At 74.4% G+C, this 13,991-nt stretch carries 11 protein-coding genes and 1 tRNA gene; 11 read left to right on the forward strand and 1 reads right to left on the reverse strand.

The window, feature by feature from the left end:
- The first annotated feature begins 7 nt into the window (after window positions 1-7).
- The 7 genes from K377_RS00670 (at window position 8) to K377_RS00700 (ending at window position 8,599) form a co-directional block, all read left to right on the forward strand.
- A tRNA-Leu gene (locus tag K377_RS00670) sits at window positions 8-95 on the forward strand.
- A gap of 217 nt (window positions 96-312) precedes the next feature.
- Complete coding sequence (locus tag K377_RS00675; RefSeq protein ID WP_111661072.1) at window positions 313-1,944, forward strand: ABC transporter substrate-binding protein; 1,632 nt, start codon at window positions 313-315, stop codon at window positions 1,942-1,944.
- 122 nt (window positions 1,945-2,066) lie between these two features.
- On the forward strand, window positions 2,067-4,103 hold the full coding sequence (locus K377_RS00680; protein ID WP_111661073.1) for a prolyl oligopeptidase family serine peptidase: 2,037 nt from the start codon (window positions 2,067-2,069) through the stop codon (window positions 4,101-4,103).
- Complete coding sequence (locus K377_RS00685) at window positions 4,100-5,164, forward strand: ABC transporter permease (protein WP_111661074.1); 1,065 nt, start codon at window positions 4,100-4,102, stop codon at window positions 5,162-5,164. The genes K377_RS00680 and K377_RS00685 overlap by 4 nt, the downstream gene beginning before the upstream one ends.
- On the forward strand, window positions 5,161-6,009 hold the full coding sequence (locus K377_RS00690) for an ABC transporter permease (protein ID WP_111661075.1): 849 nt from the start codon (window positions 5,161-5,163) through the stop codon (window positions 6,007-6,009). Before K377_RS00685 ends, K377_RS00690 begins: the two co-directional genes overlap by 4 nt.
- Window positions 6,009-7,913, forward strand: coding sequence for an ABC transporter ATP-binding protein (locus K377_RS00695; protein ID WP_111661076.1), 1,905 nt, complete (start codon window positions 6,009-6,011; stop codon window positions 7,911-7,913). Before K377_RS00690 ends, K377_RS00695 begins: the two co-directional genes overlap by 1 nt.
- An 89-nt stretch (window positions 7,914-8,002) precedes the next feature.
- The gene (locus K377_RS00700; protein ID WP_258394939.1) at window positions 8,003-8,599 is read left to right on the forward strand and encodes an XRE family transcriptional regulator; all 597 of its coding nucleotides are present in this window, start codon (window positions 8,003-8,005) and stop codon (window positions 8,597-8,599) included.
- Window positions 8,600-8,609: 10 nt separating this feature from the next.
- On the opposite strand, the gene K377_RS00705 is transcribed toward K377_RS00700, so the two are convergent.
- Window positions 8,610-9,467, reverse strand: a complete 858-nt coding sequence (locus tag K377_RS00705) for an SIS domain-containing protein (RefSeq protein WP_237551856.1) — start codon at window positions 9,465-9,467, stop codon at window positions 8,610-8,612.
- 141 nt (window positions 9,468-9,608) lie between these two features.
- Here K377_RS00705 and K377_RS00710 point away from each other — a divergent pair, with 141 nt between their 5' ends.
- The 4 genes from K377_RS00710 (at window position 9,609) to K377_RS00725 (ending at window position 13,958) form a co-directional block, all read left to right on the forward strand.
- Window positions 9,609-10,019: an SRPBCC family protein gene (locus K377_RS00710; RefSeq protein ID WP_111661078.1), complete on the forward strand. Its 411-nt coding sequence runs from the start codon at window positions 9,609-9,611 to the stop codon at window positions 10,017-10,019.
- 62 nt (window positions 10,020-10,081) lie between these two features.
- On the forward strand, window positions 10,082-11,275 hold the full coding sequence (locus K377_RS00715) for a damage-control phosphatase ARMT1 family protein (RefSeq protein WP_375605888.1): 1,194 nt from the start codon (window positions 10,082-10,084) through the stop codon (window positions 11,273-11,275).
- Between the two features lie 80 nt (window positions 11,276-11,355).
- On the forward strand, window positions 11,356-12,228 hold the full coding sequence (locus tag K377_RS00720; protein WP_111661079.1) for a hypothetical protein: 873 nt from the start codon (window positions 11,356-11,358) through the stop codon (window positions 12,226-12,228).
- Window positions 12,229-12,341: 113 nt separating this feature from the next.
- Window positions 12,342-13,958: an MFS transporter gene (locus K377_RS00725; RefSeq protein WP_111661080.1), complete on the forward strand. Its 1,617-nt coding sequence runs from the start codon at window positions 12,342-12,344 to the stop codon at window positions 13,956-13,958.
- The last annotated feature ends 33 nt before the right edge of the window (window positions 13,959-13,991 follow it).

The raw sequence follows: 13,991 nt of genomic DNA on the forward strand, positions 1-13,991 counted from the left end.
ACACCTTGTCCGGGTGGCGGAATGGCAGACGCGCTAGCTTGAGGTGCTAGTGCCCTTTATCGGGCGTGGGGGTTCAAGTCCCCCCTCGGACACCAGTAACCAGCAGCATCCAGTTGTACGAAGGCCCCGGCCGGGAGCGATCCCGGGCCGGGGCTTTTTGCTGTCCGCTCACCCCGCCCGGTCACCCTTGTCCCTTCACCCTCACGAAGTCGATAAGCCGACCTTTGACATCCCCCAAGCCTCCCGTATACCGTCCACGCCCAGATGGGCTCACGCAGTGGACGCGAGGGTCGATGGCGATAGGTGGATACGGTGAACTCCGAGGCCGGCGGACGGTTCAGCAGGCGTGGTGTGCTGCGGATGACGGGAGCGGGCGCCGGTGTGCTCGCCGCGTCCATGGTCGTCTCCGCGTGTTCGCCCCAGCGTAAGGACGACGGCGCGGACGGAACGGCCGCCCGGGGCACGGACACGCCCGTCGACAAGCTCACCCTGGCGCTGCCCTCGTCGCTGTCCAGCCTCGACATCAGCCGTGAGGCGGGCATCCTCAACTACCTGGTGGCCGCGCTCGTCCAGGAGTCCCTGCTCGCGGTGAGCCCCACCGGAGAGCTGGAGCCCGGGCTCGCCACGTCCTGGAAGCAGCCCGACGCCAAGACGTACGTGTACACGCTGCGTTCCGGCGCCACGTTCTCCGACGGCGCCGAGGTCACCACCGACGACGTCATCGCCTCCATCGAGGCCGCCCGCGCCGAGGGCAGCGCCCTCGCCTACGCCTGGGCGAACGTGGCCTCGGTGAAGGCCACCGGCGACCGCGAGATCACGATCAGGCTGAAGACGGCGGACGCCGCGTTCGCCTGGACCCCGACGCCCGGCACCCTGCTCATCAGCAGCAAGGCGTTCCTGGCCGAGAACAAGGGCAAGGTCGGCACCGCCAAGACCCTGCTCCTCGGCACCGGCGCCTACAAGGTGACCTCGTTCGTGCCCGACGACCACGTGCAGTTGGAGCGCAACGGCGACTGGTGGGGCGACACCCCCTCGGTGCGGACGCTGAAGCTGTCGTTCATCCCCGACGCGGGCACCCGCCTCGTGGCCATGAAGTCCGGCTCCGTCGACGGCGCCCTGAACCTGCCCTCCGACGAGGCCCGCAGCTGGGAGTCGACGGCCGAGGTCACCTACACCGGCGACCGTTCCGTCGTCGCGCTGGCCTTCGACACCGCCAAGGCCCCCTTCGACGACGTGCACGTACGCCGCGCGTTCGCGTACGCCGCCGACCGGTCCGGCATGGTCCGCGGCATCCTGCACGGCAAGGCCGAGGTCGCCTCGACGCTCGTGTCCCCGCAGATGTGGGGCGCCCTGCTCGACGAGAGCAAGGTCAAGCGCGGCTACGCGGCACTGCCCGCCTTCGACCACAGCATCAAGGCCGCCAAGGCGGAACTGGCCAAGTCGCGGCACAAGGACGGCTTCAGCCTCGACCTCTCGTATCCCAACAGCGGCCCGCAGCTCGGCAAGGCGGCGCTCGCCCTCGCCGACGCGCTCAAGGAACTGGGCATCACGCTCAAGGTCAAGGAGGTCACGCTGGAGCAGTGGATCGCCGACCTGGTGCCGGGCAAGAAGCCGTTGCAGTTCCTCTGGTACTTCCCCGTGACCGGCGACCCCGCCGAGCTGACGGACTCGTACCTCGCGAGCGCGGCCTCGGCGACGAACCTGCCGCACTACGAGAACAGCGACGTCGACGACGCGCTGGCCCGCGCCAAGACGGAGACCGGCAAGGCGGAGCGCGGCCGGCTGCTCCTCGGCGCGCTCCAGGACGCGGCGCCCGACCTGCCGTACCTGCCGCTGTGGTGGGCGCAGACCGCGACGGCCCTCGCGAAGGAGTACGTCTTGGAGGAGCCCGGCGCGTTCGCCCTCGTCGGCCCCTGGGCGACCCGCGTCAAGAAGACCGCCTGACCGGAACCACCCCTGCGCGGTCCGGCCGGACCGCCCCTCGACCGCGTGTGCCGGGTGCACCCCCGCATCCCCCTCCCGCGCCCGGCACACGCACCCCACCAGGCACCACGAACGGACCGAGCATGCCCCGCCCCGCCCACTCTCCCGACCGTGAACGCCCCACGGCAGCCGCGGTCCGGCACGTGCTGGAGGCGGTGCTCGACCTCGACCATCCGCTGGAGGCGCGGCCGAGCCCCGACGGGCGGCGAGTGGCGGTGACCGTCGCCGGACCCGGCGGCACCCACGTCCAGCTCGTGGACACGGAGGGCCGCGCGGCGGGCGGCACCCGCTCCGGACAGTTCCCGCGCTGGCTGCCCGACTCCCGCACCCTGCTGCTCGTCACCGAGACGGACGCCACCGGGCTGCCCGCGCTCACCCTCTGGGACAGTCTCGACGGCCGTACGACGACGCTCGCTTCGATACCCGGCGAGACCGAGGACCTGCTCGTCGCCGACGACGGGAGCGAGGTGCTGCTGCTTGTCGCCGACGACGGCGCCGAGCGCGACGGCATGCACCTCGGGCTCCCGGTGCGGCTGGGCCAGGACCCCGCCCCCGAGTCCTTCCGGCCCGCCGCCGGACGCCGCCGGCTGCTGCACGGCACGCTGCCCGAGCAGCCGGGGACCGTCGTGCTGCGCGAGGCGGGCCCGACGGACCTCACCGTGTGGAACGTCGCCTGGCGCGGCGGCACCCGCGCGATCGCGACCGCCTCGCCCGAGAACCTGCCGAGCGGCTACTACCGGGGCCGGCTCGTCGACGTCGACCTCACCGACGGCGGCACCCGCACCCTCTACACGCCGCAGGGGCAGTTGGCCGCCCCCGCCCTGACGCCGGACGGGCGGCGCGCCGTCGTGGTCGAGGGGATCTCCATCGTCGCGGGGCGACCGGTTCTCGTGGATCTCACCGACGGCACCGTCACCCGGCCGACCGCCGCCGAGGACGCCACCTGGCTGCTGCCCGATCCCGACGACCCGGACCGGCTGCTGCTGGCGGGCTGGGCCGGGACCGGCAGCCGGGTCGCACGCGTCCGTCTCGATCCCGAAGCCGACGGCGGCGCCGACGTCACGACCGTGTGGCAGGAGCGGGCCGTGCTCGGCGGGCCGGCCTTCCAGCCCGCGCTCGCCCTCAGCGCCGACGGCACGCTCGCCGCGGCCGTCCTCGACGCACCCGGCCGCCCGCCGCAGGCCGTCGTCGCCGCCACCGCCGGTCCCGACGCCTGGGCCTGGCGCCCCGTCACCGCGCTGAACCCGGACTCCGCGGCCTCGACCGCACTCGCCCCGGTCCGCACCCGCGAGACCTCCTGGACCTCGGCCGACGGCCGCCCCGTGCACGGCCTCCTGCTCGACGCGCCCGGCACCCCGGCTCCCGGCGGCGACAGTCCCGGCCCGCGCCCCCTGGCCGTCCTCGTGCACGGCGGCCCGTCCTGGCAGTGGTCCGCGGGACACGCGCCCGGCGACGTCCTCGGCCTCGCCCCCGCGCTCGCCGCGGCGGGCTGGCTGGTGCTGCTGCCCAATGTGCGCGGCAGCAGCGGCTACGGCCTCGACCATGCGCTCGGCGTCGTCGGCGTCGTCGGCCGCGGCGACTTCGACGACCTGCTCACCGGCGTCACGGCCGCCGTCGAGCGCGGCGAGGCCGCACCCGGCAGGGCAGCCGTGCTCGGGCACAGCTACGGCGGCTACCTCGCCGCCATGGCCGCCCGCAGCGGCGCCTTCCGCGCCGCCGTCGTCGTCTCTGCGCCCACCGACTGGCTCAGCTTCGCCCACACCTCGAACATCGGCGGCGGCTACGAGCACACCTACGGCATCGGCGACGCCCGGACGCCCGAGGGCCGTGCCGCGCTCGTCGCGCACTCACCCGTCTTCCGTCCCGCGCCCGACACCCCCGTCCTGGTGCTGCACGGCGAACGCGACCGGGTCACCCCCGTCTCCCAGGCCCACGAGCTGTACCGGGCCTGGAGCCGGGGCGGCGCCGCGCCAGTGGAGCTGCACGTCTACCCCGGCGAGGGCCACGAGTTCACCGACCCCGCGCACCTCCTCGACGCCGCGGCCCGCGCCGAGGCCTGGCTCGCCCGCCACGTCGTCGGCGAGGACGCCGCACAGCCCCCGAAGGACCGGACCCCGTGACCGCAGAACTCCCCGCCACCGGCGCGCCGTTCGGCGGCCGGCCCGTGCCCGTGCCCCGGCTGCGCGAGCGGCTCGGCACGGCGCTGCCCTGGCGCTACGTGGCCCGTCGGCTCGCCGGGACCGCGGCGCTGCTCGCCGTGCTGTCCGTCGCCGTGTTCGCCCTGGTGCGGCTCGCGCCCGGCGACCCGGCCCGCACCCTGCTCGGCGCCCGCAGCGCCACCCCGGACGCCCTGGCCGCCGTACGTGCCAGGTACCGGCTCGACGAACCGCTGGCCGCGCAGTACGGACACTGGCTGCTCGACGCCGTCCACGGTGACCTCGGGGTCTCCATCCGCACCGGCGCCGACGTCACCGCGGTGCTCGGCGACCGGTTCGCGCTCACCGTCCAACTCGTCCTGCTCGGCTTCGCCGTGGCGCTCCTGGTGGGGCTGCCTCTCGGGGTGCTCGCCGGGCTGCGTGCCCGCCGTGCGAGCGACCGGGTGGCGCAGAGCCTCGGCGTCGTCGCCCTGTCCACGCCCGCGTTCGCCGGGGGCCTCCTCCTCATCTACGTGTTCTCGCTGCTGCTGGGCTGGTTCCCCGCCTACGGCACCGGCGACGGCGGCGCGGGCGACCGGCTGCTCCATCTGATCCTGCCCGCCGTCACCCTGGGCCTCGCCGTCACCGGCGTGCTGCTCAAACTGACCCGCGCCGCGGTGATCCGCGAACTCGACCGGGAGCACGTGACCTTCGCGCGCGCCCGCGGCGTCCCCACCCGCACCGTCCTCACCCGCTACGTCCTGCGCGGCACGGTCGTGCCCGTCACCACCGGCATCGGCCTGGTCCTCGCCTATCTGCTCGCGGGCACCGTGATGGTCGAACAGGTCTACGCCCTCCCGGGGCTCGGCCAACTGCTCGTGTCGTCGGTGACGTTCCGGGACGTGCCGGTCGTCCAGGCCGAGGCGCTGCTGATCGCCGCGCTGATCTGTCTGGCCAACCTCGTCACCGACCTCCTCCACCCGTTGGCCGACCCGCGGCTGCGCCCCGCACCGACGGCGCCCCACCGCGCGAAGAGGCAGGCATGACCACCGACACGCTCACCGAAGCCCCCGGCCGCCGCAGGCGCCGCCGCTTCTCCCCGCTCACCCTCGTGTGCGCGGCCGTCGCCCTGCTGCTCGCCGTCGCCGCGATCGCCGGACAGTGGATCTTCCCGGACTACGGGGCGCAGGACCTGTTGACCGGAGCCGCCATGCCGGGCGGCGCACACCTGCTCGGCACCGACGAACTCGGCCGCGACATCGCGCAGATGGTCGTCGCGGGCGCCCGCTCCACGCTCGCCGGAGCCGCCCTCGTCGCCCTCGGATCGATGGTCATCGGCAACGTCCTCGGCCTCGCCGCCGGATACCTCGGCGGCCTCACCGACGTCCTCGTACGCCGCTGGGCCGATCTGCTGCTCGCCCTGCCCGCCCTCCTCGTCACCCTGGTCGTGGCGGGCATCGGCGGCGGAGGCTATCTGCTGGCCGTCGCCGTCCTGGTGGTGCTGACCTCGCCGGGCGACGTCCGCCTCGTCCGGTCCGCGGTCCTGGAGCAGCGCCACCGCGCGTACGTGGAGGCGGCCGAGACCCTCGGCCTGTCCCGCACCACCGTGATGGTCCGGCACATCTGGCCCAACGTGCTGCCGGTGGTCGTCGCGAACACCATGCTGAACTTCGCCGGCGCGATCGTCGCCCTGTCGTCCCTGTCCTTCCTCGGCCTGGGCGTGCTGCCCGGCGCCCCCGACTGGGGCCGGATGCTCGCCGAGAACCGCACGCTGCTCTACGACAACCCGTCCGCCGCGCTCGCCCCCGCGCTCGCGATCGTCGTCTCCGCCGTGGTGCTCAACCTGCTCGGCGACCGGCTCTTCGAAATCTTCTCCGACCGGAGGTCCTGATGGCTCAGCTGTCCGAGGCGACGGACCCCGGGCGGACCGACGCCGGCGAACGCGGCCCCCTGCTGGACGTCCGCGGTCTGCGCGTGATCGCCACCGCCGGACCCGGCGCGCCCGTCACCCTCCTCGACGGGGTCGATCTGCGCGTCGGGCCGGGCGAGAGCGTCGCCGTCGTCGGCGAGTCCGGCAGCGGCAAGTCCCTCACCACTCGGGCCGTCGTCGGCCTGCTCCCCGAGGGCACCGCCGTCGCGGGCGGCAGCGTACGGCTCGGCGGCGAGGAGGTCCTGCACCTGCCCGAGCGGGCCCGGCACGCCCTGCGCGGGCGCCGCGTCACGCTGCTCATGCAGGACCCGTTCACGATGCTGCACCCCCAGCTGACCTGCGGCCGGCAGATCGCCGACGGGCTCCGCCCCGACCTGCCCGCCCTCGCCGCGGCCACCGGCCGCCGGGCCCGGAGCGCGGCCCGGCGCGCCGAGGTCGCCGCGCGCCTGGCCGAGGTGGGGCTCGGCCCCGAGACCGCCGACCGCTACCCGCACGAGCTGTCGGGCGGTATGCGCCAGCGCGTCGCCGCCGCGGCCGCACTGGCGGGCGACCCCGAACTGCTCATCGCCGACGAGCCGACGACCGCCCTCGACGCCGCCAACCAGCAGGCCGTCCTCGACCTGCTGCGCGGCCTCCAGCGCGACCGGGGCATGGGCCTGGTCCTCATCACCCACGACCTGCGGGTCGCCTTCTCCTCCTGCGACCGGGTCTACGTCCTGTACGCGGGCTCCGTGCTCGAACAGGGACGCTCCGCCGACCTCGGCAAGAACCCCCAACACCCCTACACCCAGGGTTTGTTGCTCGCCGAGCCGTCCGTCCGCGAGCGTTACGAGCGGCTGCCCGTCATCCCCGGCTCCGTCCCCGCACCCGGCGGCCGGGGTCCCGGCTGCCCCTTCGCCGACCGCTGCGCCCACGCCGCCCCCGTGTGCCGTACCACCCCGGCGCGCCTGTGGCCCGAGGAGCCCGACGGGCGGCAGAACGCCTGCGTCCGCGCCGCCGACCTCGGCGACCGGCCCGCCGCGCCCCGCCTCCGGGCCACGACCCTGCCGCAGGAGCGCACGAGTGCGCCCACGGACGACACCCCGGCCCTGCGGTTCCAGGGCGTGCACCGCGTCTTCGGCTCGGGCGCGCAGCGGCACACCGCCGTCCGCGACGTGTCGCTGAGCGTGGCGCGCGGCCGGGTCACCGCCCTGGTCGGCGAGTCCGGATCGGGCAAGACCACCCTGGCCAGGATCGCCGTCGGCCTGGAGACCTTCTCCGCGGGCGCCGTCGAGGTCGGCGGCGTCCCGCTGGCCCCCGGCCGCCGCCCGGCCGGTGCCGCACGGGCCGCGCTCGCCGCCCGGACGCAGATCGTCTTCCAGGACCCGTACTCCTCCCTCAACCCGCTGCGCAACGTCGGCGCCACCCTGCGCGAGGCGCTGTCCGCCGCGGGACGCCTCGACGCGACCGGCCGCCGCGCCCGCGCCGGACAGGCCGCCGCCCTGGTCGCCGAACTCCTCGGCCAGGTCGGGCTGCCCGGCCACTACGCCGACCGCAGACCCGGCGTGCTCTCCGGCGGCGAGCGCCAACGCGTCGCTGTCGCACGGGCGTTGGCCGTCCGCCCGGAACTGCTGATCTGCGACGAGGCGGTCGCCGCGCTCGACGTCTCGGTGCAGGCCCAACTCCTCAATCTGCTCGCGGACCTGCGCCGCACGGAAGGGTTCGCGGTGCTGTTCATCACCCACGACCTCGGCGTGGTCCGGCAGATCGCCGACGACGTCGCCGTGATGTACCGCGGGGAACTCGTGGAGCGGGGACCGGCCGCCGAGGTCCTGGACCGGCCCCGGCACGCGTGGACCCGGAGGATGCTCGCCGCCGCCGACTGAACAACCGCCGCCCGACCCCCTAGACTGACGCTGACCAGCGCATGTTCCCTGTACGGCCCGGCGTGCAGGCCAGTTGCCGAGGAGAAACGGTGCCCACGGTTCCCACGACGCCCGCCGTCCCCGCCCAGGCGGCCGCCGCGCCCGACGTGGCGCGGGACGCCCTGTCGGTGAACCTCAACAGGCGCCGCCTGGCAGGGGGTTGGAGCCTGCGCGAGCTGTCGGCCGCAACCGGCGTCAGCAAGGGGCTGCTCTCCCAGATCGAGCGCGCCGAGGCCAATCCGACCCTCGACGTGCTCCACCGGGTGGCGGCGGCGCTCGGCACCGATCCGGCGGAGCTGCTGCGGCGCTCCCTGCTGCCCCCGCACATCGTGCGGGCCGGTGATCTCGACGAGCCGGACGACGAGACGAGCGTGAACCTCCTGTTCGCCACCCCCGGTCACGGCCGCACGGAGATGTACCGCTCCCGGCTCCACCCGCACTCGCAGAGCCAGCTCAGCACGCACGGCGCCGGTTCCGTGGAGTACGTGATGGTGGTGTCCGGCCGGGTCGATCTGGTCGTCGACGACGTACGTCACCATCTGGAGGCGGGGGACAGCGCCCGCTTCGACGCCCGGGTCGGCCACTTCTACTCGACGCAGGACGTCCCGGCCGTCACGTACAGCATCGTCGGCTATCCGATGAGCTGACGCGGCCCGTTCAGGCGGCGGGCCCCGCCGCCCCGGCGACCGCGAGCCGCTGTACGCGGACCAGCTCGGCCAGCGGATCGCGGGCGGACGACACCAGCGTGCCGCCTGCCTCCCGCACCGCCTGGGCCAGCCGCTCCGGCACATCGCCGAACACCCACGTGACCTCGCCCGGATCCTGCCCGGGACCGGCGGGCCGCGGGCGGTACTCCGGCTCCTGGTACGCCTGCGCCCAGGTGCCCGCGTTGTCCCGCATCAGCTGCGCGGCCGCCTCCGCGATGCCGTACGTCCAGCCCGACCCGAGAAACGTGAACTGCCGTGCCCCGAGCAGCACTTGGGGCAGTGACTCCTCGATCGCCTCGTACGCGTCGTCGGTGGCGTCGTCCAGGTTCTCGCCCAGGTGCGCCCGGAGCAGCGCGAGCACGGTGGTGGGGAAGAGGGTCGCGATCGCCTCCCGCGGCTCGTCGGCGAAGTCCAGGCGCAGCGTGTGATCGGCGATGCCGGGCGCGTCCGGCGACGCGGTGATCGCGACGCTGGGCACACTGTCGTGCACCTTGCCGAGCAGCCGCTGCATCACCGGCGCCGTGCCGGTGCGGGTGAGGGCCACGATGCGGTCGTACTCACGGCCGTACAGGAACGCCGACGCGCTGAAGGCGTCCGTCTCGCCGTGCCCCTCGGCCTCGCGCAGCGCCGCGTACGCCTGGGCCATCGCGTACGACGCCCCGGACCCGACGACCGCGACCCGCTCGCCGCGCCGCGGCAGCACCTCACGGTGGCGCACGGCCAGTTCGGCGGCGCGCGTCCAGCAGTCGGGCTGTCCCTCGACCCCGTGCGCGGCACCTGGCGCGTCATGGGCGCTTTTTCTGTTCATGGCCCCCCCGGGCTGTTCAGCGCAACTCATCCACCTGCGCGTTCTCTCCCAGGACGGTACTCGACGTGCCCCGGGCATCCGTCGCGGGCCCGGTCCGATTCGTAGCGGAGGACGGCGCGTGCGGTCCCTTAGCATCGCCCCATGAACAGCTCCGACCGAGAGTCACGCCACATCGGCGTGCACGTCCACCGCACGGCCGACGAGGTCTACGCCTACGCGGCGGACCCGCGGAACCTCCCCGCGTGGGCCCATGGCCTGGGCACCTCCATCGAGGAGATCGACGGCGCGTGGGTCGCCGACTCCTCCCCGCTGGGACGGGTCGTGGTGAGCTTCGTGCCGCGCAACGACCTGGGGGTCCTCGACCACCACGTCACGCTGCCGTCCGGGGAGACCTTCCACAACCCGGTCCGGGTGATCCCCGACGGCGACGAGAGCGAGGTCGTCTTCACCCTGCGCCGCCAGCCGGACATGAGCGACGCCGACTTCGAGCGGGACGCGGACACGGTCGCCGCCGACCTCCACCGCCTCCGGGGGCTGGTGGAGGGCGAGTAGAGCAGCAGCGTCCCCCGGTCCATGCCCACCGCCCGCAGCATGACGACGTACGACGAGGACGCATGATGTCCGACCCCACCCCCGACGCCCCGGTCATCGTGAGCGACGAGCCCGGCTCCTTCCCGCGCAGTGTGTTCCTCGACCGGCACCCTGCCCTGGTCCGACGGCTGCTCGACGCCTTCCCGTACCCGCCCGCGCGGCGCCGCGCCCTGGACGCGCTGCTGCGCGAGAGCACCGGGGGAGTGATCGCACCCCTCGCCGCCGACGCGCCCGGGCGGGAGCGGTGGGACGCCTGGGGCGGGCCCGAGCACATCGGCAGGCCCTGGCTCGAAGCGCCGTTCCTGTGGGCCGAGAGCTACTTCTACCGCAGACTCCTCGACGCCGTCGGGTACTTCGGCCCGGGAGCCTGGCAGGGCGTGGACCCGTTCCGCCCCTTCAAACTGGCCGAACTGCACACCGCCGAGGCCGACGAAGAGCGGGCTGCCCTGGACCGTCTCACCGCACGGCCCGTCGACGAACAGGCGGCGGCCCTGCTGCACGGCTCCCTGTGGGGCAACCGCGCCGACCTCGGCTTCCGCATGGGAGCCGAGCAGGCAGAGGACGGCGGCACCGAGTCACCCGTCGTCGTGGACGACTCCGCCGACCTGTGGCGGCTGCTGCCCGCCGGAGCGCCGAGCACGGTGTACCTGGTCGCCGACAACGCGGGCCGCGAACTCGTCCCCGACCTGCTGCTCGCCGACCACCTGCTGCGGCACGGCCGGGCCGCCCGCGTCGTCCTGCACGTCAAGCCGTACCCGTACTACGTCTCCGACGCCACGATCGCCGATGTCCTCGACGCCCTGCGCCATCTGACCGCGTCCGACACCCATCGTGCCGCGCACGCGGCGGGCACCCGGCTCTGGACGGCGATGCGCGACGGCGTCCTGGAGGTGCGCGCCCACCCGTTCTCCTGCGCGCCGCTGCCCTACGCGGACATGCCCGACGATCTGCGCGCCGACTTCGCCCGCGCCACCGTCACCGTCCTCAAGGGCGACCTCAACTACCGCCGCCTGGTGGGCGACCGGCTCTGGCCGCCGACCACGCCGTTCGCCGCGCGCACCGCCTACTTCCCCGGCCCGGTGGCAGCGCTGCGCACCCTGAAGTCGCAGGTGATCGTGGGCCTCGACGCGAGTACGGAGCGGGCGCTCGACGCGTCGGCCCCGGACGGCGCCTGGCGCACCGCCGGGACGCACGCCGTGATCCAGGTCCGCCCGTGACGGGCTGAACGTTCCGGTCCCCTCCCGCGTCCCAGGGCGGGACGGCGCACCGGGCGCCGTGCGGGGAGGGTGGTACGAGGATGCGGAACGCACTGCGCCGGGCGGTTCCGGCCGCTGCCGGCCTGCTGGCGCTCACGGCGTGCGGCACCGAGGTGCCCGACGGGCTGATCGTGACGCAGCCGTCGGCGGCGCCCGCGACCCCGTACAGCGGTCCGCTGAAGACGAAGACGCCCGAACAGGTCGGCGAGGACAGCCCGTTGGAGGGCGGCGGCGCGGCCCTGCTGGCACTGGAGTGCGCGGGCAGGCCCAGCGAGGCGGGCTCGTTCGCCGACGAGGGCCCGGGGGACGACGGAGCCGGCTCGGCGGCCGAGGCACTGGCCCGGCACCTGGCGAACGGATCCGGCGAGGTACCCGACCGCGGCTACCGCGTAGAGGCCCGGCGCGGGCACCGTGTCCTGTACTCGCACGACGTCGCGGGCCGCACCCGGGCGGCCGTGATCGTGGCCGAGGACCGGCGCGGCTGGTTCGCGGAGACGCACGCCGCTTGCGACCCGTCGGAGTTCCGGGCCCGCGACCGGGCGCGCCTCTCGATCATGGTGTGGCAGGACACGCGGGGGAGGGCCGTGTCCACCGCGAAGGTCGTCGGGTGGATGGGCGCCGAGCACTGCGACTGGCAGTCGGTGGAGTTCGTGACCCTCGGCAGCGGCGACGACGGGCGATGGCGCGGACGGCAGTATCTCCGCGATCCCGAGGGGAAGTTGGCCGGCATCGACGGTCTGTCGTCGACGTACGCGAAGGACGTGCCGCTGCCCGCCGACGCCGTCGACACCGGCTACCGCCAGGACGGCCGGGAACTGTGGCTGGCCCCTGACAAGTCGCGGGCGTACGTGCGCGACGCCGACAAAACCGTGGAGCGCTGGCCGGGAAGGGCCGAGCCCGTGGGCTGCAAGTAGCGGTTCCCGGACCCGCTCGTTCATCTTTGGTTGCAGGTCCGAGGGCATCTCCCGGGGGCACCCGCCGGTATACGGTCCGAGCGGTTTCCCCCTCAAGGACAGTGCGAGGTGCCATGCAGACCACCGCTTCCCCCGAACCGCGGACGCCCGGCGCGCCGGTGTCCGCGATACCGGCGGCGCCCCGTCGTGCGGCCGCCACCGTCGCGCTCGCCTGCGTCGGCGTCTTCGTCTCCTATCTCCCGGTCGTGGGCGTCTCCACCTCGCTGCCGGTGCTCCAGCAGGCCCTCGGCGCGTCCACCGTCGGGCTCCAGTGGATCACCGACGCGTTCATCCTGCCGACCGCCGCCCTGCTGCTGACCTGCGGAATGCTCGGCGACCTCTACGGCCGCAAGAACGTGTACCTGGCCGGGCTGCTGCTCTCCGTGCTCGGCTGCCTGGTCTGTCTCACCGCGAACGGCGTCGCCCAGGTCTGCGCCGGGCAGGCGCTCACCGGGGTCGGCACCGCCGCCCTGCTCCCGTCGACCCTCGCCCTCATCAGCCAGGCCCGCCCCGCCCCGCGCGAACGCGCCACGGCGATCGCCCTGTGGACCGCCGCGCTGGGCCTCGGGCTCACCCTCGGCCCGCTGCTCAACGGCCTGATCGTGGAGCACGCGAGCTGGCGCTGGATGTTCCTGCCCGCCCTGCTCGTCGCCGTGGTCACCGGGGTGACCGGCGCCCTCGTCCTCGCCGAGTCCCGCTCCACGCGCGAACGCCACCCGGACCTCCCCGGCCAGCTCCTCGCGATCGTCGCCGTCACGGCCCTCGTCTACGGGGTCATCGAGGGCGGCAGCGCCGGCTGGGGCTCCATCGGGGCCCTGCTCGGGTTCGTGGTCCCGGCGCTCGCCCTGCCCGCCTTCGTCGTCGCCGAACTCCGCTCGCCCTGCCCGATGCTGGACATGCGGCTCTTCGCGTCGCCGGCGTTCTCCGGCGCCGCGTTCGTCATGGCGCTGACCCTCTTCGCCCAGGTCGGCCTGGTCTTCGCGCTCAGCGAGTACTTCGGCCTCGTCCACCACGCCTCGACCTGGGACATCGGGCTGCGGCTGCTCGCCCTGAACGGCTTCACCGTCGTCCTCGGGCCGCTCGTCGGACGGCTGATGCGACGGTCGACCCCGCCCGGCCTGCTCCTGGTGAGCGGCCTCGCCGTCGGCGGCGTCGGCGCGCTGTGCGTCGGCCTCTTCCACGCCGACACCGGGACCGGCACCGCCGCCCTGGTCATCGCGGTCCTCGGCGTCGGCATCGCGCTCGCCATGGCCCCGATCACCACCATCGCCATGGACAGTCTGCCGGGGCGGCTCGCGAGCACGGCGGGGGCCGCCAACAGCGCGCTGCGGCAGATCGGCAGCGCGCTCGGCCCCGCCGTCTTCGGCGTCGTCCTCACCGAGCGCACCCTGTCCGCACTGCCCGGCGAACTCGCCGACTCCGGGCTCGACCACGCCGGACAGGCCCAGGTCCAGGGCCTGGTCTCCGACGCCGGCATCCAGGCGGGCGCCTTCCTCCACCTCGACTCGGCGCGGGACACCGCACGTGCCCTCACCGCATACGGCGACAGCTTCACGGCGGCGCTGCACACCTGCGCCCTCGTCGGCGGTACGGGCATGCTGCTCGCCGCGGTCGTCGCGGCCGTGACCATCGGCGTACGGCCCGAAGCCGCGCGCCGAGGCGAGGGGGACTACGGTCGAGACGGACCTTGATCACCCCGCAGGACATCCCGCAGGGCATCCCGC

Origin of the sequence: Streptomyces sp. PsTaAH-137 (genome assembly GCF_003259365.1) — a bacterium.
Lineage (GTDB): Bacteria > Actinomycetota > Actinomycetes > Streptomycetales > Streptomycetaceae > Streptomyces.